The organism is Parabacteroides goldsteinii DSM 19448 = WAL 12034, assembly GCF_000969835.1.
GTDB lineage: Bacteria > Bacteroidota > Bacteroidia > Bacteroidales > Tannerellaceae > Parabacteroides > Parabacteroides goldsteinii.
Map to the genome: position 1 here is coordinate 540,898 of NZ_KQ033912.1, position 26,953 is coordinate 567,850.

17 protein-coding genes are annotated in these 26,953 nt (G+C 40.4%); 11 read left to right on the top strand and 6 right to left on the bottom strand.

What is annotated here, in order from left to right; translation table 11 throughout:
- Positions 1-11: 11 nt before the first annotated feature.
- The 3 genes from HMPREF1535_RS02380 to HMPREF1535_RS02390 form a co-directional block, all read right to left on the bottom strand.
- On the bottom strand, positions 12-1,178 hold the full coding sequence (locus tag HMPREF1535_RS02380) for a Gfo/Idh/MocA family protein (protein ID WP_007657342.1): 1,167 nt from the start codon (positions 1,176-1,178) through the stop codon (positions 12-14).
- A 174-nt stretch (positions 1,179-1,352) separates the two neighbouring features.
- The gene (locus HMPREF1535_RS02385; protein WP_046146371.1) at positions 1,353-3,221 is read right to left on the bottom strand and encodes a RagB/SusD family nutrient uptake outer membrane protein; all 1,869 of its coding nucleotides are present in this window, start codon (positions 3,219-3,221) and stop codon (positions 1,353-1,355) included.
- Between the two features lie 13 nt (positions 3,222-3,234).
- Positions 3,235-6,441: a SusC/RagA family TonB-linked outer membrane protein gene (locus tag HMPREF1535_RS02390; protein ID WP_046145194.1), complete on the bottom strand. Its 3,207-nt coding sequence runs from the start codon at positions 6,439-6,441 to the stop codon at positions 3,235-3,237.
- A gap of 495 nt (positions 6,442-6,936) precedes the next feature.
- Between HMPREF1535_RS02390 and HMPREF1535_RS02395 the strand changes: the two genes are divergently transcribed.
- Positions 6,937-7,272 carry a helix-turn-helix domain-containing protein gene (locus HMPREF1535_RS02395; RefSeq protein ID WP_007657339.1) on the top strand — a complete coding sequence of 112 codons (336 nt, stop codon included), beginning with the start codon at positions 6,937-6,939 and terminating at the stop codon, positions 7,270-7,272.
- Between the two features lie 98 nt (positions 7,273-7,370).
- Here the strand turns inward: HMPREF1535_RS02395 and HMPREF1535_RS02400 are convergent, their stop codons facing one another.
- Positions 7,371-8,804 (bottom strand): CCA tRNA nucleotidyltransferase, encoded by a 1,434-nt coding sequence (locus HMPREF1535_RS02400; protein WP_046145195.1) that lies wholly within the window; start codon positions 8,802-8,804, stop codon positions 7,371-7,373.
- A gap of 79 nt (positions 8,805-8,883) precedes the next feature.
- Here HMPREF1535_RS02400 and HMPREF1535_RS02405 point away from each other — a divergent pair, with 79 nt between their 5' ends.
- On the top strand, positions 8,884-9,720 hold the full coding sequence (locus HMPREF1535_RS02405; protein WP_046145196.1) for a hypothetical protein: 837 nt from the start codon (positions 8,884-8,886) through the stop codon (positions 9,718-9,720).
- A gap of 78 nt (positions 9,721-9,798) precedes the next feature.
- On the opposite strand, the gene HMPREF1535_RS02410 is transcribed toward HMPREF1535_RS02405, so the two are convergent.
- Positions 9,799-12,300, bottom strand: a complete 2,502-nt coding sequence (locus tag HMPREF1535_RS02410) for a DUF6383 domain-containing protein (protein ID WP_046145197.1) — start codon at positions 12,298-12,300, stop codon at positions 9,799-9,801.
- 457 nt (positions 12,301-12,757) lie between these two features.
- On the opposite strand from HMPREF1535_RS02410, the gene HMPREF1535_RS02415 reads away from it, so the two are divergent.
- Positions 12,758-14,188, top strand: a complete 1,431-nt coding sequence (locus tag HMPREF1535_RS02415; RefSeq protein ID WP_046145198.1) for a RapZ C-terminal domain-containing protein — start codon at positions 12,758-12,760, stop codon at positions 14,186-14,188.
- The gene (locus HMPREF1535_RS02420) at positions 14,185-14,919 is read left to right on the top strand and encodes a nucleotidyltransferase family protein (protein ID WP_007657333.1); all 735 of its coding nucleotides are present in this window, start codon (positions 14,185-14,187) and stop codon (positions 14,917-14,919) included. Before HMPREF1535_RS02415 ends, HMPREF1535_RS02420 begins: the two co-directional genes overlap by 4 nt.
- Before the next feature lie 52 nt (positions 14,920-14,971).
- Here the strand turns inward: HMPREF1535_RS02420 and HMPREF1535_RS02425 are convergent, their stop codons facing one another.
- The gene (locus HMPREF1535_RS02425) at positions 14,972-15,556 is read right to left on the bottom strand and encodes an RNA polymerase sigma-70 factor (protein WP_010802279.1); all 585 of its coding nucleotides are present in this window, start codon (positions 15,554-15,556) and stop codon (positions 14,972-14,974) included.
- Positions 15,557-15,737: 181 nt separating this feature from the next.
- Here HMPREF1535_RS02425 and HMPREF1535_RS02430 point away from each other — a divergent pair, with 181 nt between their 5' ends.
- The 7 genes from HMPREF1535_RS02430 to HMPREF1535_RS02460 form a co-directional block, all read left to right on the top strand.
- The gene (locus HMPREF1535_RS02430) at positions 15,738-16,754 is read left to right on the top strand and encodes a FecR family protein (RefSeq protein WP_010802278.1); all 1,017 of its coding nucleotides are present in this window, start codon (positions 15,738-15,740) and stop codon (positions 16,752-16,754) included.
- Between the two features lie 247 nt (positions 16,755-17,001).
- On the top strand, positions 17,002-20,319 hold the full coding sequence (locus HMPREF1535_RS02435) for a SusC/RagA family TonB-linked outer membrane protein (protein ID WP_016213026.1): 3,318 nt from the start codon (positions 17,002-17,004) through the stop codon (positions 20,317-20,319).
- Between the two features lie 11 nt (positions 20,320-20,330).
- Entirely contained in the window at positions 20,331-21,893 is a 1,563-nt protein-coding gene (locus HMPREF1535_RS02440) for a SusD/RagB family nutrient-binding outer membrane lipoprotein (protein ID WP_010802276.1), read from the top strand.
- 90 nt (positions 21,894-21,983) lie between these two features.
- Complete coding sequence (locus HMPREF1535_RS02445; RefSeq protein ID WP_046145199.1) at positions 21,984-23,015, top strand: endonuclease/exonuclease/phosphatase family protein; 1,032 nt, start codon at positions 21,984-21,986, stop codon at positions 23,013-23,015.
- An 11-nt stretch (positions 23,016-23,026) separates the two neighbouring features.
- Positions 23,027-25,072 carry a BNR-repeat neuraminidase N-terminal domain-containing protein gene (locus HMPREF1535_RS02450; RefSeq protein ID WP_046145200.1) on the top strand — a complete coding sequence of 682 codons (2,046 nt, stop codon included), beginning with the start codon at positions 23,027-23,029 and terminating at the stop codon, positions 25,070-25,072.
- A gap of 24 nt (positions 25,073-25,096) precedes the next feature.
- Positions 25,097-26,167, top strand: coding sequence for a metallophosphoesterase (locus HMPREF1535_RS02455; RefSeq protein ID WP_046145201.1), 1,071 nt, complete (start codon positions 25,097-25,099; stop codon positions 26,165-26,167).
- Between the two features lie 175 nt (positions 26,168-26,342).
- Positions 26,343-26,953: IS110 family transposase (locus HMPREF1535_RS02460; protein ID WP_046146372.1), on the top strand; the 611-nt coding region annotated here is incomplete at its 3' end.

The following is a 26,953-nucleotide window of genomic DNA, read 5'->3' on the forward strand; positions in this document are numbered from 1 at the left end:
ATGTGCGATCATCAATCTACCCACTTCTGCCACTTTACATTTTCATTGTATCCGGCTTCCACCATCGTTTCAATGAACTGCATGCCTCTTACGCCGTCATAAACAGTCGGGAAGTCCAGACATTCCTCACATGGCTTTTCTCCTTTCTTGATACTCATAACAGTATGGGCAAAGTTTCTGTAAATATTGGCAAAAGCTTCGATGAAACCTTCCGGATGACCACCCGGAGTGCGGGTATTCATTTTGGCCATATCACCGATAAAACCGTTATTTCCCATACGGATCACTTCTGTCGGTTTATTCGACCATTTAGCATATAAAGTATTCGGTTCCTGCTGCTGCCATTCCAGACCGCCCTTATCTCCGTAAATACGGATCCGGATATTGTTTTCTTCTCCGACAGCGACCTGCGATGCGGTTAAAGTTCCGACCACACCGTTCTCATAACGAAGGAATGCTGCGCCATCATCATCGATCGGACGTCCGGGCACAAAAGCATTCAGGTCGGCACAAACTTCCAGCACCTTCAAACCGGTTATATATTCACTCAGATGCCAGGCATGCGTACCGATATCTCCGATACAACCGGCTTTTCCGGAGCGTTTCGGGTCTGTACGCCATCCGGCGTTATTTCCACCCTGTAGTTCGATCCGATCGGAAAGCCATCCCTGGAGATATTCCACATAAACACGGCGGAGCGTTCCCAGTTCACCTCTGGCGATACGTTCTTTGGCTTCTTTTACTGCCGGATAGGCAGAATATACATGGGTCAGAGCCAGGATCAGTCCTGTTTCTTCCACTTTCTTCTGAAGTTGTTTAGCTTCTTCCAGCGAGAAGGTCATCGGTTTATCCACTACAACATGGAATCCTCTTTCCAAAGCCATCATAGCCGGTTCAAAATGCCAGCGGTTAGGTGTCACGATAGTCACAAAATCCATCCGTTCACCTTCCGGCAACGTCATTTCATGCTCGAACATTTCCTGATAAGTACTGTAAATGCGATCTTCCGGCAAGTAATAAGACAGACCGGAACTCTTAGAAATTTCAGGGTCTACGCTGAAACATCCGCATACCAGTTCGATCTGATTGTCCATAAAAGCCGCACGACGATGGATTGCACCGATAAAGGCGTCACTTCCACCGCCTACCATGCCCATTCTTAATTTTCTGTTTTTCATGATAATACTATTTTTACAATTACGAATTGAGACCCTAAAGATAGGATTTATTTCGTTATATAGACAAATGATAAATCCGATTTAATGCAAATCGCTCAACAAAAGGCTGAATAAAGTACCGTCTATACTCTAATACAAAGACGGTACTTTATAAAAAAAGAACTAGTAACTTATTTAATTTTCATAACCTGGATTTTGAATTAAATTTGGATTACTGTTTTTCTCATCACGCATTATAGGTAAAAAATAGCATTTGTCAACAAACTGACGCCCTTCATTATTCAGGTCTATAACTTTATAATGCATATTCCAGATATCCGGATCCGCAGTATACTTGTATTGAACACCAGCTCCTGACTTCAATGTAGCAGTAACACGAATACCTTTCAAACTATTTAAACCCGGAAGATCAGGGGCAGTCATCCAACGGCGGACATCCCAATAGCGAATTTCTTCAAAAGAAAATTCCAGACGACGCTCATTCTGATAAATTTTCCGCAATTCATCTTTATTATTGGTTGTAACAGCCGGTAAATTCACATGTTCACGATATTCATTCAGATACTTTTTCGCCTCGTCCAATTCACCCAACTCAATGCAAGCTTCAATATAGCAGAAATAAACCTCTGACAAACGAATGAACGGAAAAACCGCATTGATCTTGTTACGGTGATCCCCATCGGCAGGATTGATATATTTCTTTAAATAATAACCAGTGTATGTAGCATTCCAATTTTCCCCACCGCCACTACGGCTATCCATTCCTGCATAAAATTTAGAATCATCAGTTACAGACGGATCCAACTGATAATAACCAGTCTGTATTTTTCCGGTCGGTTCAATAGAAGCATAATCATCGGGTCTCTGTATCCATTGCATGCCATCATACATGATGGTTGCATAAAAGCGGGGTTCGCGATTACCATATGGATTGTTTGCATGTTGAGAATTATTCCAATCAAATTTGCTCCCGTCCTCCATTGCAAATGCATCTACCAAATCTTGAACAGGAGTATTTCCTCCCCATCCATGATAACCGGAAGGGCCATTAAATATCGGCATCTTAGTACCACTTTCGTCTTTTGTATCGATAAAATAGCGAGAAAAAATATGATCTGCACTTTCTGCCAAAAAGAAACGCCAGATAGCCTGAGCTTTTTCTTCCGTAGAAAGTCCTGTACCTCCATAGGTCGGAATAGCATGTCCCATCGGATTATCCAACAAATCTTTTGCTGCGACTTTAACGGCTTGCCAACGCTCCGTTCGTGACCCTTGCGTGTAAAACAACAATTCCGAATTTTTATAAGAAGCAAGCAGAGACGATTTTGCCGAAGCTGTAGCCTGGTCATGCAAATCACTGGCAGCATCCGTCAACACACGAACTTTCAAAGCCTTAACAGCAGCCAATGTAGCCCTGCCCTTCTGCGTATTATCAAACGTATGATCCTTTAAACACTCCGCAGCTTTGTCAATATCATCCAGAACCTGCCCGATACAATCCGTATAAGAAGAACGGGATAATAAAAACGACTCCGGATCGTCAGTCAGCTGGGTTACCTTTAACTGAATAGGAACACCGCCAAATCCACGTGTTAAACGATGCAGGAAATAGGCTCTCAAAAAATAAGCCTCCCCCTTCAACTGCTTTTTTGCATCGTCAGCAAATGTTGCGTCATCCACATGTTCGATAAAATCATTGCAGGAACGGATATTCAGGTATAAACGTTGCCATTGATGCCCACTCTGAGTCTTTGAAAACCAGCCTAAATTCACATCAGTCACAGCACCAGCGTTTGTCTCAACAAATTCCCTCCCATGTGTAAACATCGCCTCGTCGCAAGCCGAAGCCTGTAGTTCTTCCGTAAAACCGGCATCCTGAAATGCAAAATAAATATCATACATATAAGCTTCTGCCAGACTCTTTTCTTTCCATATATCATCTGCCATGATTTCTGTCTGTGATTTTGTATCCAGAAAATCCGTACTGCAAGACACAGTAAGCAAAGCTACAGATAAAAGACATAATATATTCGCTTTTTTCATGTTCATATCAAGTTTAGAATGTTACAGTAAAACCTACATTAATAATTTTTGACTGAGGATAGTTTGTCGCATTGGAACTTGTACTTTCCGGGTCAATATCTTTACTTGGCGAGAAAGTCAGCAAGTTTACCCCACTCACATACAAACGGGCATACGAGATAAACTTTGTTTGCAGCAACCATGCTTTGGGGATACTCCATCCTACTTCAAGATTTTTCAAACGGATATAATTCGTATTGACCATCCAGTAAGTGTTGTTACCGGCCGCCGTTCCATCCCAATAATACTGACTGCGTTCGTTTACACGCGGATATTTGTCAGATGGATTATCAATAGACCAATGCTTGTCATAAACTGTTTTCGGATAATTACCAATATCACCGGCTTCCCAGTAAACTTTAGTCCATGAATCAGCCGCACCTTGAAATAAGATATTCATGTCAAAGTTTTTCCATTGCAAATATCCTGTAATGCCATATGTCCATTTCGGTTCATTGGTACGGTCCGAACGATAACGGTCATCCGGGGTTATTTTACCATCCCCATCGAGATCCTTAAATTTCATATCACCCGGTTTTAAGTCCGCATCCTTTGTTATACCGTCATAATTTGGACGATTAGCTATATCGTTGATTTCATCCCAATCCTTAAATACACCGTCATACTCGTAATACAAAGAAGTATTCATCGGATGACCTGTCGACTTTTGCCACTCAGGAGCACCCGGAGCTTCATCCCAGAACTTAATGGTATTTTTTGCATAGCCTCCGGTTGCAGATATACTATAGCGCCAATCTTTACCGATATTGTCATTCCATTCAATCTTAAAATCAAAACCGGTATTATTAACCTTACCTATATTTTCAGCAGGCAATGTTAAGCCGGAAGTTGTAGGAATAGATGCATTTCTACGCCATAAAATATTTGAACGTTTATTATAAAAATAATCTGCCTCTAAATATAAGCGATTATCGAATGTCCGGGCTTCAATACCAACATTGAAGTTATTAGCACGTTCCCACGAAATAGCAGGATTCGGAAAACGACTGATGCGCAATCCCTTTTCATCCGCATTATCAATAATATATCCCCATTCATAATAATAGGTAGGTGCAAATTGGTATTCCCTTAATTTATCATCATAATAAACCTGGTCGTTCCCCATCTGCCCCCAGGATGCACGTAACTTAAAGTAATTAATAAAAGAGAGATTTTCTTTCCAAAAGTCCTCTTCCGAAATACGGTATCCAAGCAAAACACCGGGGAAAAAGCCAAAACGCTCGCCTGCTGCGAACATATAAGAACCATCATAACGCCATACAAATTCAGCCAGATATTTCTCTTTATAGTTATAAGCAAAACGTCCGAAATAATTCATACGGGCACGTTCCCAGTTATCTCCGTCACTCTTGGCATTTTTCTCTTTATCACCACCTGCATTAAAATGATGAAGAGCCGTAGAAAGGAAATACCTCCGGTATCCGTTAAACGATTCAGCATCAGACCAGTCGCGTTCCATACCAATCAAAAAATCGACTCCATGATCTCCGAAAACCCGATTATATGTCATAATACCGCTTAAGACTGTATTTGTCTGGTCTGTAGACTCCATAGACAAGTCCGGATCCTCATGGTTCGGGTAACTCAACATCGGCGTTAATTTAGGTGTTGTGCCATCTGATTCATAACTCACTTTATCCCAATCATATAAAGTCCATGGCTGAAACCATGTTTTACTTTGCTTTAAGTATTTATCATAAGAGACGGAAGCTACAAGTTTCAAGCCTTCAATCCAGGGCTGGGTAATTTCTACATTAGCATTAGTTTGTATATAGTAACGCTTATCATGCGTATAACCGGTTTCATCTGTACAGGCAACAACCGGATTACGCCCATATTCCTGTGCCGGTCCGGGAAGTCCGTTAGGCCAGTAAGCCTGGTCAGTTGGACGGCCTCTGGATGTGAACCATAACAAATCACCTGCTCCCTGACTTGGGAAATTACGGTTTTCCTGACGTCCCATTAATTGAGTTCCCACTTTAATAAACTCATTGAGTTGTGCATCAACATTCATACGCAGGTTGAACTGTTTGTAGTTGTTCGCTGATTTATGATAAAGCCCGTCTGTATATTTATGTCCGAAGTTTACAAAGTATTGATATTTATCAGAACCACCTTCCAGCGATGCATTGTGAATTCGCTGTGGAGACCAATCTTTAAAGGTTGCCGCATACCAATCCGTATTCGGATATCTCCAAGGATCAGAACCATCACGATATTTCTGAATTTCTTCCTGAGTTGCAAACAAAGTATAATCTCCCATACCGACACCATTATTCTTAGCCGGATTTTTCATGGCTTTATTCATATACAATTCATTCATCAACTCTGCATATTGAGGAGCTTCACACATTTCCGGTAGATTGGTAGGCTTAGACCATCCTTGGTTAAAAGAATAAGAAAACACCGGTTTCTTACCCGCACGTCCTTTTTTAGTAGTTATCAAGATTACACCATTGGCTGCACGTGCCCCATAGATAGCCGCAGACGCATCTTTCAGTACAGACATCGTTTCAATCTCGTTTGGGTCAAGACGCTCCAAACCACCAGTTCTCGCCGCTACTCCGTCAATGACAATCAACGGATCATTATTTCCTAATGTATTTGAACCGCGAATACGAATTGTTGCTCCATCGTAACCCGGTTCACCGGAACGCTGAAATGTTACCACTCCCGACATTTTACCAGCTATGGCATTTGATAGATTCGCTACTGGTGTTTTTATTAAATCATCCCCCTTCAATGTGGAGACAGCACCTGTAACAGTTTCTTTTTTCTGAACTCCATATCCGACAACCACAACCTCATCTATATTTTGAGTATCTTCCTGCATCGTAATATTGATCGATAACTGATTACCTACCGCAATCTCCTGCGAACGATATCCAATATAAGAAAAGAGAAGCGTAGCATTGGCCGGTACTTCCAGTTGATATCTACCCTCCATATCGGTAATTATACCGATTGTCATTCCTTTTACTGAAACATTTACACCAATAAGAGGATCCCCCGAAGCATCAACAACCGTTCCTCTGACATTTTTCTGCTGTGCAAATACATTTGTCGTACAAAAAATTAAAAGCAATAAGGTTAACATTCTGAATAAATTGCTTTTAACACGACATCCTTTTAAATGTATGTCTAAAAAAGATTCTTTCATTTCCTTCTGTTATTAAATGAATATAAGGTTAAAAAACACAATGGATATGACTACATATCCGAATAGAAAACATTGGAATTAAAAATTCATAATCATAGGCAAGCAATATTAAAATGAATACTAGTGAATTATATAAACTTAAATTTTATCTTCTCCATTACTTAACAAAGTGCAATCTTTATTACAGAGAAACAACTGGCATATATCTTGAGAACCGTATTACTAAGGAAAACAGTCCCCTTCATACACATACCGGACACCTCATTTACCAAACAAGCATAACCTTCTATACATCAACACAATCTTCAGACAAATTAGGTTAACTATTAGACTTAATAGCAAAATGTTTCAAAATGGGAACACAAGATCTATTAAGAGAATTAAGAAAATCACAGCAGCAAAGATATTACATTTTGTTATATTAGCAAACATAAGTGCAATTTTTTATTACAAATATCATTTATTTATTCAAACCACAAACACTAAATTGCTTACATGAACGATATACTAAGGAATATAGATGCAATTCGCAGAAACAAAGGATATTCGCAAGAATACTTAGCTAGTCAGATCGGCTTAAAACAAGCCGGGTTAAGTCTTATTATGTCAGGAGAGCGGGAACTTAAATACAACACATTATTACAAATTGCAAATGCCCTGCAAGAATCAGTAATAAACATTATTGCATATCCGGATAAATATGTTCTGAGCAAGGAAAGTAATATATCAACAGAAACAGTATTACAAATCAAGCTGGACAACGATAAAAAAGAGCAGGTGCTAAAAATCGTTTTCGGAGATGAAGCAGCAGAATTGCTAAAAGGAAAGTGATATTTTTATCTATTGAAAAGATCAGATCCGGTTTATTGAATATAAAAACCGGATCTAATTAATTATATTTACTCTGTAACTATTTATACTTAAAGGAATTATCCCCTAACTGGCTTCAACCCCATCTTTGCAGCCCGTTCCAGCATAAACTGTTTAGCTGCCTCATATTCATTAGGAATTATGCCGTCCAGAATAGCATTCTTGATGGCTTCTTTTATGACGCCTACCGGCTGTGAAGGAGGCAGGGAGAATGTTTCCATAATTTCCTCACCCGAGACCGGCGGCTGGAAATTCCGTACCCGGTCTTTTTCCTCTATTTCTGCCAGCTTCTCACGAACCAACCGGAAGTTATTCAGAAAACGGCGGACTTTTTCCGGATTCTTACTGGTGATATCCGCCTCACAAAGCTTCATCAAGTCATCGATATCGTCACCGGCATCGAACAACAAACGACGGATGGCAGAATCTGTCACTTCATCGTCTGCCAAAGCTATGGGACGCATATGAAGGGTTACCATTTTCTGTACATACTTCATTTTCTCATTCATCGGCAACTTCATCCGACGGAAAATACCCGGCAGCATACGCTCGCCGATAAAATTATGATTGTGGAACGTCCATCCCAGACGAGGATCAAAGCGTTTGGTTGCCGGTTTTCCTATATCATGGAAAATCGCACTCCAACGAAGCCACAGATTATCCGTTGTTTTACTCAAACGGTCCAACACCATTAAGGTATGGGCAAAATTATCCTTATGGCCGATGCCTTCTTTTGTTTCCACTCCTTTCAGAGCACACAGTTCCGGAAAAATCAGCTGCAACAATCCGCTCTTATCAAGCAAATCAAAACCGATGGAGGGTTTTGGCGAAAGTACGATCTTGTTCAATTCATCCACAATCCGTTCTTTGGATATAATGGAGATGCGTTCCTTATTGCGCTCAATCGCATCAAATGTATCGGGATGAATAAAAAATCCCAGCTGTGAAGCAAAGCGGACCGCACGCATCATACGCAACGGGTCATCACTGAACGTTATATCAGGATCGAGTGGCGTACGGATAATCAGATTATCCATATCATCCAATCCTCCAAAAGGATCGACCAACTCCCCGTAACGTTCTTTATTCAGACATAAAGCCAGTGCATTGATCGTAAAATCGCGCCGGTTTTGATCATCCTCCAGAGTCCCGTCTTCCACAATCGGCTTCCGGCTATCGCGATTATACGACTCTTTCCGTGCTCCGACAAACTCGATCTCAAGGTCGCCTGATTTCACCTGCGCCGTTCCGAAATTCTTAAATACGGACAAATGTGTCTTTTTCCCCAACTTGCCGGCAACAGTTTTTGCCAACTCTATCCCGCTACCTACTGCAACAACATCAATATCTTTTGATGGACGGTATAAAAAAATATCTCTGACGTAACCGCCAATCACATAAGCCTCAACACCTAATTCGTCTGCGGCCTCTGAAATTATGTGGAACGGTTTTGCCGATATATGATTTAAAATATCTTCCTGTTCTATATACATTCGCTTTATTTATCTCACTCATTGAGACTGCAAAGATAAAAAATATATCTTTGCAGACAGAACGAATAAGATAAACAACATGAAGAAGTCTGTAATATGCATCGCATTGGCAGCCGTAACCCTGGCAGCATGCAATAACACGGAGAAAGAAGCCCGAACCCGGTTGAACAATGCAAAAAGTATGTATGAACGAAACGAGCTCTTCGCCGCAAAAAGCGAAATAGACTCTATCCGTGCCCTCTATCCGAAAGAATTCAAAGTATTGAAAGAAGGACTTTCCCTGATGCGTATGGTCGAGATGAAAGAGGCGGAACGGAATATCGCTTTTTGCGATAGCCTTATTCCCATCAAGACAGAAGAAGCGGAAGGACTGAAAAAAGGATTCGTTTTTGAAAAAGACAGCGTCTACGAAGAGATCGGTAATTATATATGGAAACAGCAGACAGTGGAGCGGAATGTGCAACGCTGTTATATCCGCAGCGGGGTCAACGAAAAGGGCGAGATTTATCTTGCCAGTGTTTTCTACGGCGGCGCACCGATCAACCATACAGGCATCAAGGTCAGTACGAAAGACGGCCAGTTTGCCGAAACAGCCGCAATCCCGTACGACGGCGGAGTAAACTACCGTTTTAAAGATCTGGGAAAAACAACTGAAGTCGTCACCTACAAAGGCGAAAAAGGACTCGATGCTGCCAAGTTCATTTCTACAAACGTAAAAGAACGTGTCAAAGCCGAGTACACAGGTGGCAAACCCTATACATTATATATAGCTGACGGGGATAAAAAAGCGATTGCCGCGACTTTTGAACTGGCTACTGTATTAAGCGATCTGGAAAATCTTCAGAAAGAGAAAGAAAAAGCAACCAAGCGAATTGCTTATTTGAAAAGCAAATTGGAAAGTAATACAGAAGAATAAACGGTCTGATTTTCTCCATAAAAAATCCGGTTCCCAATTGAATATGAGAACCGGATTTTTATTTGAGAGTATCTTTTTTTACTTCACGATCACCTTATAAGCCTTGTCACCTTCAACGGACACAATCACAACGCCTCTTGCTGTTTGAATTGATTCATTATCAGAAGATACAAAGCGGGAACCGATTGTCTGCCCCAGAATATTCGATAAAGTAATTTTCTTACCTCCTGCATTACGGATTTGGAATTCACCTGTACTTCCGATTACCTGAATAGTCGTAGGTGCTTCGATTTCTTCGTTGGCAACAGGAGCCGGAGCATTCTCAATAGTAAACTCTGCCATCGGAACAGGCTGCATTACAGCAAATCCATTCACCATACCGACATAAGGTTTAGCATCATCCTTTTTGAACTCACTCTGGTTTTCCAGATAATAAGTACCACCCTCTACCATCTTGAATGCAAAGAGAGCCGGACTGTTTTCCATCGTTTTAACAGATTCATCGGAAATGAATACGGCACGTCCGCCTAAAGTATCACTAGCTGCCAAATAATAACGAGTTTCGTCACCCTCTTTCGCGCCTATGGCCTTGCAAGAGATATAATACAACTGTTTACCCAACGGACTCTTTTCAGCTTTCTCAACCCAAAGACTAAAATTATCTTCCGTATAACCAGACTTCGTAATCGGATTGCCTTCGATTTTCAGTTCAGCCAGGAATGTATTCGGGTTCATCACCAACGAATTATTAGCAGTAGAAAAACGCTTATGACCAACTTCCTGAGGAGCATATTCAGGAGCATCAGCAGACAGGATCATAACATTAGCCGGATTTTTTGTCAACTGAAGACAACCAGTCTGTATATCCATTCCAACGTAACGGTCTTCAGCATCACCCACAACTTTCATTGTAGACCATTGTCTTGTCTCATTGAAAACAAAGTGGAATGAAAGAGGCTCACTTGTCTCGGACAATTTCAAACTATCACTTTGCGCTGCGATTCTATCAGTTCCGAACAACGTACGTAGCTGATAAGAAATAATAGAGATTTCATCGCCTAACTGTTTAGCACCAGCTACTACTTGCGTATCCTTTGGTATCAGTTTAAACATAATCTGGTTAGAAATATCACCTGTTCCTTTCAAGATAGAATCGTTCGTAAATGTAGACAGATAAGCAGGACCTATCGGAATTCCGGGTATCAGATGAAGCGTAAATCCTTTCTCGGCCAATTCTTTCTCTGTATAAGCCCGCGAACCTAGATATTTATCTTTCAAATCAACAGACACCGGAGTAACTTTTACAGAGTCTCCATCGAGTAAATAGGTATCCTCCATTTCTGCCACTTCAAATATTTCCTGATTCAAGATAAAAGCATCATCAGATTCACGGTCGACAACGGAATATTTGCCATTTTCAGTTTTAATATACCATTGCCCTCTCGGCAAGTTCACAGAAGGAACACTGTCTCCCCCCATAAAGGAGTTTTTCTTAACATAATATTTACCTTTGGTACCTTTGCTTGCACTTTGGAGAAAATAAACGCCTGAACCTGTCGGTATATTTGCATGAGTTCCGGCAGACAAATTGATCAAAGGTGCTTTTCCTTGTTTCACAGCACCATTATCATCCACCTTTGAAACAGTCAACACTTTTTTCGGTCCAACACTGGCAAATACAACTTGCACAGTATCTTCTCCACTCTCAGGAGCTCTTTTTAAAAATACAGATACTGAATCATTCTTTAAGTCGACTGTAAATTTAAACTTTTGCCAATCAGCATTCGGATCTTGCGTCTGACGGGTAGAATCCAAAGAAAAATTATATCCAAATACATCCTTTGCACCAGAAATATCTGTTTTAAGCATGTCGACACCAAAATATTTAGCCTTATTATCCGGGAATGCCTCGTTTCCTTTTTCCTGTAAAGTAACGTATCCGTCTTCATCATCGACATCTTTTGCTATCAGGTCTTTCCCTGAAAAAATATCCCCTTCATACGTATCACCAAACTTTAACTGGAAAGTCTTAAAACCAGCCCCGAGCTCGTCTGCCTTCAAAAGAAATTTGGAAGAAGGCTCTACTACCGTAAATTTAGCATTGGAATCAGCCGCAGGAGTATCAACCAAAGATAAATCTTTATCATTCGTAATCACAAAAGACAAATATTTATCTCCGCTATAAAAACTTTTTAATTCTTGCGGATTATCTGTTCCATCCAAAATCCATTTATAAGCAACTCCATCTTTCACTGCAACCAGATTAGGTACCGGTTTTTTAGCCGGAGCAAAAGCCAAATAACTCAAAGTTGCTTTGTTTATGATCGAATAAGTTGTAACTCCTACGACCGCTTTTTTTTCCACTATCTGCCACAAAGCAGAATCAACTGCAGCCTTCGTCATATTTTCTTTAAAAGATTTTACTATAACAGAATCCGATTTATTACCATCCAGTGATAAGTAGAGATCTCCTGATTTCAAATAAAAGAAATCATTCGTAGATCCAAATTCTGTCGCATTCATCGTGAAAGAACTTACCGCCATTAAAACCACAGCCAATAATGTAGATTTTCTATTCATATATTATTTCACTTTTGATTTACATATTAACCCATACTAAGTACAAAGATAGAATATTTTAAATCCGAAATTACTATAACAAACGCTAATAATCAAGTATATTGTACAAAAGAGACGACTTTTCATGCAAAATCATACTGGAACAATGCATCTTATCACCTTTACTCTTTTCACATTCCCAATACCTCCTTAAGAGAATCTGTTTCATAGTAATGGAACAGTTGTTTCATTATGTAGAAACACTTGTTTCTTTAGGATGAAACAATATCGATGATACTGCTTTCGTTAAACATTTATAGATTGTTTATATGTACTACACCGAAAGCTTGCTATATAATTTAGTACGTATAGTAATTCCACAGACATCAGTACAAAAAGCAAATACAATTGCGAATGTTTTTGAGAAGTTTCCTTCCCTAACAAAAAAGGCTTACCTTAGTGCCGTAATTCAAAAAATATGGTAACAGAAGAATTAAAAAGACTCTACTACGAATATACCGGTTCGCAGGCCGAAGATATTATAGAACTACCTTCATCCGGTTCTAACCGCCGGTATTTCAGAATATCCGGCCCGAAAACATTGATAGGGGTCAGCGGCTCTTCCCAGGAGGAGAACAAAGCGTTTATTTATATGTCCGGATTTTTCAGGGGAAAAGGTATTTCCGTCCCGGAAGTGCATTTCTATTCGGACGATTATTCTTTTTATTTACAGGAAGACCTGGGCGACACCATGCTTTTCAATGCCATAGAAAAAGGACGCAAAAGCTGTGTTTTCGATGAAGAGGAACGCAGGTTGTTACACAAAACAATCACGCAACTTCCTTCTATTCAGTATGCCGGTGCCGAAGGATTCGAGTATGAGAACTGTTATCCTCAACCGGAATTCAACCAACGTTCTATTCTTTGGGACCTGAATTACTTCAAATATTGCTTTCTGAAAGCGACGGGGATGGAGTTTCAGGAAGACCGCCTGGAAGATGATTTCCAGAAAATGAGCGATGTATTGCTTCAGGACACCTCTCCCACTTTCCTTTATCGGGATTTCCAGTCACGCAACGTCATGATCAAAGATGGCGAACCCTGGTTTATTGATTTCCAGGGAGGACGAAAAGGTCCGGTCTATTATGACGTAGCCTCTTTCCTTTGGCAGGCTAAAGCCAATTACCCGGAAGATTTGAGAAACGAATTGCTTGCCGATTATTTGCAAGCATTACGAAAATATACTGATGTAGACGAAGAACATTTCTTCTGCCAGCTACGCCATTTCGTGTTGTTCCGCACACTACAGGTGCTGGGAGCCTACGGTTTCAGGGGATACTTTGAAAAGAAACCGCATTTTATCCAAAGCGTACCTTTCGCCATCAACAATCTGCGGCAGTTATTAAAGAATGATTATCCGGAATATCCGTACTTGTGCGCCGTTCTGAGAGAACTGACCGGCCTGACGCAGTTCAGGGACGACATACAAAAACGGATGCTGGAAGTTAAGATCGTCAGCTTTGCCTACAAAAAAGGAATACCGAACGATCCGAGCGGAAACGGCGGTGGTTTCGTATTCGATTGCCGGGCCATCAACAACCCGGGAAAATATGAACGATACAACCATTTTACAGGACTGGACGAGCCAGTGATCCACTTCCTGGAAGAAGACGGGGAAATCACGCAATTCCTGGAACATGTATATACGATCGTGGATGCTTCGGTGAAACGTTATCTGGACCGTGGTTTCACGAATCTGATGATCTCTTTCGGTTGTACCGGCGGACAACATCGTTCCGTCTATTCGGCACAACATCTGGCAGAGCATCTGCATGCCAAATTCGGAATAAAAATAGACCTTACCCACAGGGAACAAAATATAGAACAAATCTTTGACGCAATATTATGAAAGCTATGATTTTTGCAGCCGGTATGGGGACCCGCCTCAAACCGATGACTGACAATACACCAAAAGCATTGATACCAATAAATGGAAGACCAATGTTGGAACATGTAATTCTGAAGCTGAAGGATGCAGGGTTTCATCAGATCGTTATCAACGTTCACCACCTGGGAGACCAGATCATCGATTTCCTGGCAGCCAACAACAACTTCGGAGTTCAGATCCATATCTCCGACGAACGGGATTACCTGCTCGACACGGGAGGAGGCATCAAAAAAGCGGCCAAATTCCTTCAGGGAAACGAACCGTTTCTGGTACACAATGTCGACATCATGTCGAATGTGGATCTGAAAAAGTTATACGATTGCCATCTGGAAACCAATCCGGTCGCTACTTTGCTGGTCAGTAAACGTAACACATCGCGTTATCTCCTGTTCAACAAAGAGAGCCGGTTGTGCGGATGGAGAAATCATGAAACCGGAGAAGTAAAATCTTATTATCCGGATTTCGACCCCAAACAATATAATGAATACGCTTTTAGCGGTATCCATGTAATATCACCGAAAATATTCGACTGGATGGAAGAATGGACGGGTAAATTCTCGATCATCAATTTCTATCTGGCTATCTGTGCTAAAACAAATATCCATGCCTATGCAGCCGAAAACTTACAGTTGCTGGATATAGGCAAGCCGGAGGCTTTAGCCAAAGCGGAAAAATGGATGAAAGGTTTATAATACAAGGATAAAGACAATAATACATCAGGATGGCTTTAGCCGGAAATGTCTTTCAGACAATTCTGACTAAGGCCATTAATAATGGCAGATAGTCTTTCAACTCGACACGCAAAAGTTTCAATGCCTGTTGAATACGGTAATCGACCGTTTTAGATGAGACATTCAGTTTCTGTGCTATCTCATTATAAGTCATATTCTGGAAGCGATTCATTTCAAAAGCCTCCCGATAACTTTCCGGCAAACGTGACAAAGCAGCTTCAATATTCCTCGTCAACTCTTCAACCACATAAAAGTCCGGATCTTCATACTGTGACTGCCAATCTGCATACAGCGTATTTACAATCTGTTGTTTCAGTTCATTCCGATTGATCAGGGTCAGGCATCTGTTCTTTACGGCTTTAAATAGATAATTCTTCGGAGAGGATTCGATAACCTGCATGCTACTGTTTTCCCAAAACCAAACCATCACATCTTGTACGATCTCCTGACCGTCATCTACATTTACAAATTGTTTGGCATAAGCACACAAAAGAGGATAATAACGCATAAACAATACATCGAATGCTTTCACATCGCCTGCTTGAATCCTTTGAAAAAGAATCTCATCGTTTGTGTTGTCTGTAGTAGTTGAAAGCATATTAAGACCTATAATGTATTAAATTCCAGTGATACTAATGTGAGTCTGTGCAAAAATAACATTTTTCAACATATCAACCTATTACAACACGATTAACTTTTTCAAAAAAATATCACAAAAAAAATGCTTTTTCGTTTAGGAGGTTTTCCCGCTCATTAGTCTTAATTATAAAAGAGACAAAATGGATACACAAAAAAACATAGACGAACATATGCTTCTGGACTACTTTTCAGGTTCACTATCCGCTACTCAAAAACAAGAAGTAGAAGAATGGCTGAACCAATCTGAGGAAAACAGAAAAATAGCTCGTGACATTCAATATATTTATTTAGCAACCGACACACTTCAGACAATAAAAGGAATAAACTCCGACCAGGCTCTTGTCCAGGTAAAGAAAAGGATCATTAAGCCCGAAAAAAAACATTACTTTGTCTGGCTTCAAAGAATCGCTGCTATATTGGTTTTACCTTTACTAATCAGCACACTTTATTTTGCTCTCAAAGAAGATCCGGTTGAATACATTGAAATCAGGACAAATCCGGGTATGGTGGCTAAAGTCGATCTGCCAGACAAAAGTAAAGTATGGCTAAACTCCCAATCTTACTTGAAATATCCACAAAAATTTACAGGAGATACGCGTTATGTAGAAATTAACGGGGAAGCCTACTTCTCCATCCAAAAGGATAAAACCAAAAAATTTATAGTAAATACACCTTTTGATATAAAAGCAGAAGTATTAGGCACAGAATTTAATATTGAAGCCTATAAGAAGAAAAATCAAGTAACTACAACTTTGGTCTCTGGTTCAGTTAGACTTTCATTCCTAAATAAGGACAACAAAGAAGAATCTGTAATAATGAAACCTGATGAGGAAATTTCATATAACATTAAAAATAAAAAGATTAAACTTCATACATCCTATATTCCAACACAAATAGCCTGGAAAGATGGACTGGTTATTTTAAGAAACACACCATTTGAAGAAGTTCTAAAAATATTGAGTAAACGATTCAATACAAACTTCATCGTAAAGAACGACCTATTGTATAACAATTCGTTTACTGGTACATTTAGTGGACAACATCTCCATCTGATACTTGAACATTTTCGCTTATCAACTGATATTCAATACAAATTCATTGATCCGGATATCAGTCAAAATAAAATATCCGAAAAGACAATTGTCGAATTATATTAATCTTTTGTGTAACCTAAATTAAGTACAGCATGAAAAGAAAGAAGCCTCCTTAAAAAAAACATACGGAAAAATATTGGCGTATTTCTCCGTATGAAAAACAACTGTAAGCTTGTTTGGCGACAAGCTCCAGCAAATGAATTTTTTTAACTCTAAAATCACTTACAAATCTATGACAAATTATTTTAGCATCCAACATTTCAGGATGGTGAATTTATCGTTTATTGTCCTGAAAAAAATACCATTATGTATGAGACTCACCGCAATAATGTTATTTGTATGTATCGGACTGGCATATGCCTCCGAAAGTTACAGTCAATCTACAACACTAACTCTGAACGTTAACAACAAAACGGTACAAGAGGTCCTGGATGAAATTGAGAAACAATCTGAGTTTCACTTCTTCTATAACAACAAGCAGGTAAATACGAATCGTGTTGTTTCTATTAAAAGTAAAAAAAAGGATGTATTCAACGTTCTTGAACAATTATTCAATGGAACGGATATCAGTTATAAGGTTTTGGATAAAAGCATTATCCTCTCTCCCAAAGAGATGCTGATGAGTGCTGTTGTACAGCAATCCATAAAAAATATATCCGGCACTATTACCGATAGCAATGGCGAACCAATCATCGGAGCAAATGTATTGGAGAAAGGATCTACAAACGGTACCGTAACCGATATCAACGGCAAATTTAGTTTATCCGTACCCAATAAATCGACATTGGTAATCTCCTATATCGGATATGTATCCAAAGCTATTGTCGTAGGAAACCAGACAGTCTTCAACATACAATTGACAGAAGACACTCAAAACTTAAATGAAGTAGTTGTAACAGCGTTAGGTATCAAACGTGAAGAAAAAGCTTTGGGATATGCGGTTCAAAAAGTAGATGCGAAAGCATTAACCTCAGCAAAAAGTATCGATGTCGGAACTTCATTAACCGGAAAAGTGGCAGGTTTAAATGTTAAAAACAGTACCGAATTCAATGAAGCTCCCTCTTTGAAATTAAGAGGAGAAACTCCCATATTGATCATCGACGGTATCCCATATGGAAATATGACATTGAACGAAATTGCACCTGACGATATCGAATCCATCGATGTCTTAAAAGGTGCCACCGCTTCTGCTTTATACGGAGCACGCGGTACTACCGGTGCGATCATGATCACTACCAAGAGAGGTTCACAAAATGAAGGTATTAATGTAGAGATCAACAGTAACACAATGTTTTTCGCAGGATATCTGGCATTCCCAGAAGTACAATCATCTTATAGTAGAGGCTACGGCGGAAAATACAACAGCGATTATGTATGGGGAGACAAATTGGATATCGGAAGAACGGCTATTCAATACGACCCGGAAACATTCGAGTGGAGAGAAATGGAGTTAACATCCAAAGGAAAAAATAACTTTAAAAACTTCCTCCAATTCAGTGCGATTACAAACAACAATGTCAGTGTCTCGCAAAAAGGAAAGTACGGCTCGTTCAGAACATCATTGACCCACGTGTTCAACAAGGGACAATATCCTAACCAAAAACTGAACAAAATAACTTATACTGCCGGAGGTGAAATGAGTTACAAAAATTTCAAACTGGAAGGATCAGCGTCATACAACAAACGTGTGTCATCAAACGACAACGGTTCAGGTTATAGCGGCAGCTATATTTATGACATGGTAATTTGGGGTGGTACGGAATATGATGTACGCGATTATAAAAATTATTGGGTTGAAGGTAAAGAAAATGAACAGCAAAACTGGTACGATAATAGCTGGTATGACAATCCGTGGTTTAAAGCCAACGAAGTTGTCGATGCTTATGATACTGATATATTGAATGTGTATATGAATTCGTCCTATGAAATTACTCCTTGGCTGAAAGCCATGTTAAGAGGCGGATTGGACTTTTATTCCAAGAAAAATGAATGGAGAAATGCGAAAAGTGCCAATTATGCATGGGATAAAAACGGATTCTTCGGTATCAGTCGCACTTCCGGTTACAGTATCAATACAGACGCCATGTTAATGGCAGACAAGACATGGGGAAAACTAAATATGAATGTATTAGCCGGTGGTAATATTTATTTCTATTCGGATGACAAAATGAGAAGCACCACCTCCGGCGGTCTGACTATTCCCGGATTTTATTCTCTAAAAGCCAGCGTCGATCCTATCGATGCCAGCAGTGAATTGAAAAGGAAAAGAGTAAACAGCTTATATGGTAAATTGTCATTATCATGGGCCAGTACCTATTTCCTTGATGTAACCGGACGTAACGACTGGTCATCCACATTATCCAAAGAGACACGTTCTTACTTCTATCCTTCCGTCGCCGGAAGTGTGGTATTATCAGAGATCATCACTTTACCCGAAGCTTGGAATTTCTGGAAGATAAGAGGTTCATGGACAACCTCCAAACAGGATGCAGGCGTCTATGACAACAATAATGTTTACTCTGTCTCTACGAATGTTTGGGACGGACTTGGTACCGCTTCTTATCCTTCATCTCTAATCGGAGGTAATGTACATCCAAAAAAATCAATGGTATATGAAGTCGGAACAGCCGCAAACTTCTTTAATAATAGATTATATGCAGACTTAGCATATTTCAGAAAACTTGAATCGGACTTCATTATTTCCGGAGGTATAAGTTCTGCAACAGGTTTCAGTTCTGTGCAAGTCAACTTTAAAGAAGAAAGATTGAGAAACGGTTATGAATTAACGATAGGGGGAAGTCCTATAAAAAACAAAGATTTCCAGTGGGACATCCTTACAAACTGGGGACATGATAAATATTCTTACTTCAAAATCGACCCAGATTATTCAACTAAAAAACCCTGGGTAAAAAAAGGAGAAAGCTGGGATTGGTTCGACATCTACGACTGGGACAGAGATCCAGACGGAAATATTATACATAACGGAGGTATTCCGGTAAAACAAAACTTCAAGACCAAAGTAGGAAACCTGACACCTGACTTGGTTTGGGGTATTACTAATACTTTCAGATATAAAAACTTTACACTTAACTTCACTATCGATGGACGTATTGGTGGCATGTCATATTCACGTACCCACCAAATGTTATGGAACTCCGGAGCACATAAAGATTCTGACAATCAATGGCGATATGAAGAAGTGGTCAATGGAAACAAAACATTCATCGGAGAAGGTGTAAAAGTGGTATCCGGTAGTGTTGAACGTGATCCAGATGGAAATATCATCAGTGACACCCGCGTGTTCGCTCCTAATGATGTCGTTGTATCTTATGAAGCATATATTTCAAAATATCACGATTCAACAAGCCGCCCCAGCCGTCAGAATGTATTGGATGAAACATTTTTCAAACTAAGAAATCTGACATTTACTTATGACATACCTCAATTGTGGTGTGGAAAAATAGGAATGAAATCAGCATCAGTCAGTCTTACAGGTCAGAATTTATTTTTATGGGCGAAAGAATACAAATATGCAGATCCTGACAAAGGAGGAGACAGCAGTGGTTATGAAAGTTTGAATTCACCTTCTCAACGATACATCGGTTTTAACATAAAAGCAAACTTCTAAAGGTAAAATATATGAAAACAATGAAATATATAAAGCAATCTTTATTTGCTTTCAGTGCAATAGGAATATCTATAATCTGGAATGGATGTACATCATCTTTTGATGATCTGAATACCAATCCTGACGCCACAACAAAAGTTACCCCGGCACTGCTTGCCACTAAAGTGATACTGGATCATGTAAAATCTGCAAGTAGCGACAATAATGAATTCATGTGCAAACGCATGTTCTGGGGAGAACAAATGGATAATTATCAATACAATCGTGTGGAAAAAGGGAGCTTCAGCGCCATACAGGGACTTACCAATGCACAGAAAATGGTTGAATTAGCCTCTGAATCCAATAAAGATGCTTATACCGGACTCTATTATTATTTAAAAGGTTGGGCATTTTACCGGACAACAATGGATATGGGAGACATACCCTATAGTGAAGCGCTTCAAGTCAATGAGTTCAGATATCCTAAATATGATGAACAAAAAGAGGTATTCAAAGGGATACTCGATGATCTGGAACAGGCTGACAGTCATTTTGCCAAAGCGACGGAAGGTATCAGCGGCGATCCATTTTACAATGGCGATCCTGCTAAATGGAGAAAAGCGACCAATGTGCTCCGCCTGAAAGTATTAATGGCTTTACAGAAAAGAGCGGATGACACACCTGAATTACAGATCAAAGAAAAATTTGCACAAATTGTAAAAGAAGGAAATCTTTTTGAAGGAAATGATGACAACCTCCAGGTTACTTATTCCAATAAAGATGGTCAGAAAAATCCTTTTCATCAGGATCTAACAAGAAGTATCAATGTGTATGCAGGAACAACCACTTTAATCGATCCGCTGAAAAAGTACAAAGATTATCGGTTATTCTCTTATTTTGCCCCGATGCAGGCTCTGACAGATCCAATATATCTGCCGAAAGGCGAAACCCTGTTGGAAAAAAATGATTGGAATGCGTATCAGGGAGTTGAAGCCGCAGGATTATTCAACACGGAACAGAAAAAGATCTCTAACAAAATGCATTGCCGCCCCAACGATATTTATCGCACAGATTATGTCGGAGTACCTTCTATACGATTGGGATATGCTGATATGAATTTTGTATTGGCTGAAGCTGCTGAAAGAGGATGGATCAGCGGTTCTGCTCAAAATTATTATGAAAAAGGTATCCGCGCCTCTTTTGAATTCGTTCGCACAACGGTTTCTTCTCCTGAATATAATCAAGGAATGACCATCACAGACGAGTATATCACCCAATATCTAAAAGGAGAAGATGTAGCCTATGCTACAAACGGAACATCACTCGACCGGCTTAAACAAATATGGATGCAAGCATTCTTAGCTTCTTATTTCCACCTTGCTTGGGACTCTTATTATGATTACAGACGTACAGGTTATCCGGAATTACCGATCAACCCGGAAACAAACTTGAATGACGACAAATATAAAATACCAGTAAGATGGTTATATCCTGAATCTGAGACAAACTACAATAAAGAGCAACTGATCAATGCTGTTAACCGCCAATGGGGAGGTTCCGAGGATGTAAACAAAATTATGTGGATAATTAAATAATCAATTTATATTACTACTTTTGATGTACTCTTTGAATATAGGTCGCTCTATTTTTCATAGAGTACATCTTTATTATACACTTTGAATATCATGAGAAAATACAATTTTATACTTCTAATTCTATTGATTTGTTCTTGTACGCTTTATGGAAAAAGTAAAGAATTGACTGTTCTGCAAATGAATATCTGGCAGGAAGGTACGATGGTGGATGGTGGGTTCGATGCCATAGCAGACGAAGTCAGTCGGTTGTCTCCAGATATTGTCCTGTTCAGTGAAGTAAGAAACTACCACGGTAAACAATTTATTCCGCGCATTTTGCAGGCATTAAAAGACAGAGGTGTTAATTATTACGGTGAAACCAGTACTTTGGATGTCGGTATACTTTCTAAATACAAAATACAGGAACAACGGCCAAATTATCCTCTCAAAAATGATGCAGGGTCAGTTCTCAAAGCCCGTATCGAAATCGAAGGGCAGACCATTGTCGTCTATTCCGCCCATTTGGATTATACGCATTACGCCTGTTATCTGCCACGCGGATACAGTGGCGTTACCTGGAAAAAACTGGACGCACCGGTTCTTGACTCCCAGGAAATAGAAAAGGCCAATAATGAATCCTTACGGGACGAAGCTATCCGGGGAGTAATCGAAGATGTCGAAAATGAAAAAGGGAATATCATCCTCCTGGGAGGAGACTTCAATGAACCGTCCCATCTGGATTGGAAGGATAACACAAAAGACCTGTGGGATCACAATGGAACGGTCGTACGCTGGGATTGTTCTGTCCTTTTGGAGGAAAACGGGTTTAAAGATGCTTATCGTGAAGTATATCCTGATCCTGTGACACATCCCGGTTTCACATTTCCTTCAGACAATCCCGATGTCGATGTAAAAAAACTGGCCTGGGCTCCGGAAGCCGATGAAAGAGACCGTATTGATTTTATCTATTTCAAACCTAACAAAAAATTAAAGTTAATAGATGCCGCCGTGGTAGGTCCCCGGAAATCTATAATCCGAGGTGAACGTGCTGAAGAAAACAGCAAGGACAAATTTATACAACCTGCGGGAACATGGCCAACAGATCATAAAGCAGTCCTGGCGACCTTCAAACTAAAACATTAAAATAAAATACCATGAAATACATATTCACTCTTTTATTTATCAGCCTTTTTACAAATTTATCTTTTATACACGCCTCAAACGATAATCTTGCCCTTCACCTGGACGGGCAAGATAACAATGTCCGTACCGGCATCGGTATCCTGAAAGACTCATGGACACTGGAGACTTGGATCAAGGGCGATGATAATTCATGGAAAGATCTTGAAGTTATCTTCGGGGGAGGAGAATACAGCCTGTTGAATATAGCGGATTATCTGCCGCTTGTTATCGAGAATGGCAGGCTGCATAACACATGGGCTGATTTATGGTCGGAAGATGTATTGGATGACCAGTGGCATCATGTGGCATTAAGTTGTGACGGAGTTGTCACCAAGCTGTATCTGGATGGAGAAGTTGTCGACAGTAAAACGACTGCCATATCCGTATTGCCTGGAGCAATTGGTGTAAATGAAGGTGAACCGACTACGTTCGGCGGGTTAATGGACGAAATCCGCATATGGAACTCGGCAGTATCAACCGAAACATTAAAAGAGTGGATGGGGAAACCGCTTGAACCGACTCATCCCCAGTTTGGCACGCTGGTTGCCTACTATAACTTCGATGACGGTATCGAAGATGTTTCAACCAACTGGGTGGGAAAAGGAGACCTGGGATACCATCTGAGAAACGGCAGAAACAAATACAACGGTACTGTTCCACTGGCCTATACCGTAGTAAACGATAACCCCAAATTCATAAAACCGGATAAACAGCAGGAATTATTCAACGCAGTCGTCATCGATAGCGAATGGGACGTCGACCAGGGAAGTCTGGATGATCAGGTCCTTAAATTAAGAATAGCCGTTACCGGAAGCCAGGCCCCATTACGCCTGACAGAACTTTCTCTTGATTTATCTGAAACGACTGCTTTATCCGATATAAACAGTCTTCACGTATATTATACGGGAAAAACTGCCCGGTCAGGAGTCAAAACCGAATTATTCGGCAAAGGAGAAAAGCCTCAAAAGAAAATGACTTTTAAAGACGAACAGGGTGTCGTAACACTGACTCCTGGTATCAATTATTTATTGGTCACAGCCGATATAGCAGAAAAAGCCATCGCCGGTAACAAAATAAAAATATCCGTACCTTCTTTCAAACTGGAAAAAACCGGATATACTCCGGAAGTTAGTGACGGTATCATTGAAAAAAGAATCACGGAAAGCAGCAAAAACAATCCCAACATCGTGAAAGTCCTGCAATGGAATATCTGGCACGGAGGTGTTCATGTCGGGAATGACGGTCTCAGCCGGGTTATAGATCTCGTAAAGGCATCCAATGCCGATATTGTTACCATGCAGGAAGGCTACGGAGGTCAGCAACGGATCAAAGACTCACTGGGATATTATATGCAAACACCTTCCCTGAAAGACAATCTGGTTCTCTTTAGCCGTTATCCTATAACTGAAGTTATACCGACAAAGAAGAGTTTCAACTCCAACCCCGTGAAACTGACATTACCCGGCAACCGACAACTATTAGTTAACGCCTGCTGGTTACGTTATGCTTATAACCCAGAATATTCCTGCAATTACCCCAATATAGGACATAACACTTCGGTTTGGGTGGCAGAAGATGCCCTACGCGGTTTGGCGGATATGCAACATATTATGGAAAAGGATACGAAACCTTATCTGACGGATGACGATACTCCCATTATTATCGGAGGTGACTTTAACTCTTGCAGCCATCTGGATTGGACCCAAGCAGCTGCACCCATACATTTCGGATATGGTCCCGTACCTTTCCCTATCTCGCAATATATGTTGGATGAAGGATTTAAAGACAGCTTTCGTGAAATCAATCCGGATGAAGTAGCCCGCCCGGAAGGGACATTTGCCGTTATTTACGGACAACTACAGGTCAGCCGTATTGACTTTCTCTATTACAAAGGAAAGAATATCAAAGCTGTTTCTTCCAAAATAGTAAAAACAGCACCGGAGATCGATGATGTCTGGGCTTCCGATCATGCTGCTGTCCTGACTGTCTTTGAAATAATATCACCATCCGAGAAATAACTACAATTTAAAAACTAAATACACATGAAAAAAGGACTTCTTTTATTCGCCGCCGGCCTATTCAATCTGGCAGCAATTACCGCACAGGTTCAGCCTGTGCAACCCAAATTAACGGACGACAAATCATTTTCCATGATTCTGTTCCCTGATCCGCAAAGTTACACGAAATTCGATGTCAACCAGCCTTTGTTCGAACTGATGACGGCATGGACCGCCAACAACAAAGAGAGACTGAATATCGAAGCTGTGCTCTGTACCGGAGATTTGGTGGAGCAGAACGAAATCCGTATCCCCGACGGAGTGAACGGAAACCAGACCAGCGAAGAACAATGGAAAGCTGCTTCGCAAGCCTTTGCCCGACTGGATAATAAACTGCCTTATGTTGTCTGTACCGGAAACCATGATTACGGATACGAAAAGGCGGAAAACCGTTTATGCCGATTACCGGAATATTTCCCGTCAGAAAGAAACTCCTGCTGGAGAAACTCACTGGTCGAAGTAGGAAACAACTACCAGGGAATCCCGACACTCGAAAATGCGGCTTATGAATTTGAAACCGAAACATGGGGAAAGATACTCGTCGTATCCCTCGAGTTCGCTCCACGTGATGAAGCAATCGAATGGGCAAAAACAGTTACGGAAAAACCGAAATATAAAGAGCATAAAGTGATACTTCTCACCCACTCTTTCCTGGCATGGAACGGAAAACGTCACCTAAAAGAGAACTACAAAGTATCTCCTGCCAACTACGGGGAAGCGATCTGGCAGAAACTTGTTTATCCTTCTTCCAATATCTGCATGGTCATCTGCGGGCATGAGTGTGAGATCGCTCCGTTCAAAGACAATGTAGCCTTCCGTACTGATAAGAATGCAGCCGGCAAAGATATTCCACAGATGATGTTCAACGCCCAGACCGCAGACGGTTTCTGGCATGGCAACGGAGGTGACGGTTGGTTACGGATTATGGAGTTTATGCCTGACGGACAGACGATCAAGATAAAAACATTCTCTCCCCTCTTCGCTATCTCCCCAACAACAGCTGATAAATCCTGGAGAACCGAGTCGTACGATCAATTCGATATTACTATAAAATAATGATAAAAGAACTTATGATAATTGGGTATTCGAACCAATTATACATACCTTTGGTGAACTAATACAAAATTTAAACACATATCATGAAACATCCATGAAATAAATTTCGTCCAAGAGAATGTAAATAGGGGGGTATTGTTTACTTTAGTGTCATTCACTCGAAAAAACGAATGCAATGAAAACAGTACCTTTTGAACAAGTCATCCTCCGGGGTTGTGGAATAGATGTCCACAAGGACATGGTAGTTGCTACGATAAGTGGCGAAGGTCTCAAAACTGAAACCCGCAGTTACAAGACCTTCAGTAGTTCTTTGACAGAATTAAAAGAATGGTTATTATCCAGTGGCATTACGCATGTAGCCATGGAAAGTACCGGTGTTTACTGGAAGCCGGTTTATAAGATTCTTGAATGTCCTGATATGAAAGTCTGGATCGTGAACGCACGGCACATCAAGTATGTTCCCGGGCACAAAACGGATAAAAAGGATAGTGCCTGGATTTGCAAACTGCTTTTAGCAGGTTTGTTGAAACCGAGTTATATCCCGGAGCGTGAACAACGTGAGCTTCGTGATTTAACCCGTTACCGTAACAAGTTGATCCAGCATGTATCTTCTGAGAAAAACCGTATTGTTCGTATCCTGGAAGATTGTAACATCAAACTTTCCAGCGTGGTGTGCAGCCTGGACGGAGTCGTGGCGAACAAGCTGATAGATATGTTGATCGATAAGGGTCATGTAACAATGGATGACATAACTTGCATCTATCATAAAAAACTTGAAGCCAGTCC

What these genes read in the sequence shown, in the direction of transcription:
- HMPREF1535_RS02380 (WP_007657342.1), bottom strand. Translation starts at nt 1,178, where the DNA reads ATGAAAAACAGAAAATTAAGAATGGGCATGGTAGGCGGTGGAAGTGAC.
- HMPREF1535_RS02385 (WP_046146371.1), bottom strand. Translation starts at nt 3,221, where the DNA reads ATGAAAAAAGCGAATATATTATGTCTTTTATCTGTAGCTTTGCTTACT.
- HMPREF1535_RS02390 (WP_046145194.1), bottom strand. Translation starts at nt 6,441, where the DNA reads ATGAAAGAATCTTTTTTAGACATACATTTAAAAGGATGTCGTGTTAAA.
- HMPREF1535_RS02395 (WP_007657339.1), top strand. Translation starts at nt 6,937, where the DNA reads ATGAACGATATACTAAGGAATATAGATGCAATTCGCAGAAACAAAGGA.
- HMPREF1535_RS02400 (WP_046145195.1), bottom strand. Translation starts at nt 8,804, where the DNA reads ATGTATATAGAACAGGAAGATATTTTAAATCATATATCGGCAAAACCG.
- HMPREF1535_RS02405 (WP_046145196.1), top strand. Translation starts at nt 8,884, where the DNA reads ATGAAGAAGTCTGTAATATGCATCGCATTGGCAGCCGTAACCCTGGCA.
- HMPREF1535_RS02410 (WP_046145197.1), bottom strand. Translation starts at nt 12,300, where the DNA reads ATGAATAGAAAATCTACATTATTGGCTGTGGTTTTAATGGCGGTAAGT.
- HMPREF1535_RS02415 (WP_046145198.1), top strand. Translation starts at nt 12,758, where the DNA reads ATGGTAACAGAAGAATTAAAAAGACTCTACTACGAATATACCGGTTCG.
- HMPREF1535_RS02420 (WP_007657333.1), top strand. Translation starts at nt 14,185, where the DNA reads ATGAAAGCTATGATTTTTGCAGCCGGTATGGGGACCCGCCTCAAACCG.
- HMPREF1535_RS02425 (WP_010802279.1), bottom strand. Translation starts at nt 15,556, where the DNA reads ATGCTTTCAACTACTACAGACAACACAAACGATGAGATTCTTTTTCAA.
- HMPREF1535_RS02430 (WP_010802278.1), top strand. Translation starts at nt 15,738, where the DNA reads ATGGATACACAAAAAAACATAGACGAACATATGCTTCTGGACTACTTT.
- HMPREF1535_RS02435 (WP_016213026.1), top strand. Translation starts at nt 17,002, where the DNA reads ATGAGACTCACCGCAATAATGTTATTTGTATGTATCGGACTGGCATAT.
- HMPREF1535_RS02440 (WP_010802276.1), top strand. Translation starts at nt 20,331, where the DNA reads ATGAAAACAATGAAATATATAAAGCAATCTTTATTTGCTTTCAGTGCA.
- HMPREF1535_RS02445 (WP_046145199.1), top strand. Translation starts at nt 21,984, where the DNA reads ATGAGAAAATACAATTTTATACTTCTAATTCTATTGATTTGTTCTTGT.
- HMPREF1535_RS02450 (WP_046145200.1), top strand. Translation starts at nt 23,027, where the DNA reads ATGAAATACATATTCACTCTTTTATTTATCAGCCTTTTTACAAATTTA.
- HMPREF1535_RS02455 (WP_046145201.1), top strand. Translation starts at nt 25,097, where the DNA reads ATGAAAAAAGGACTTCTTTTATTCGCCGCCGGCCTATTCAATCTGGCA.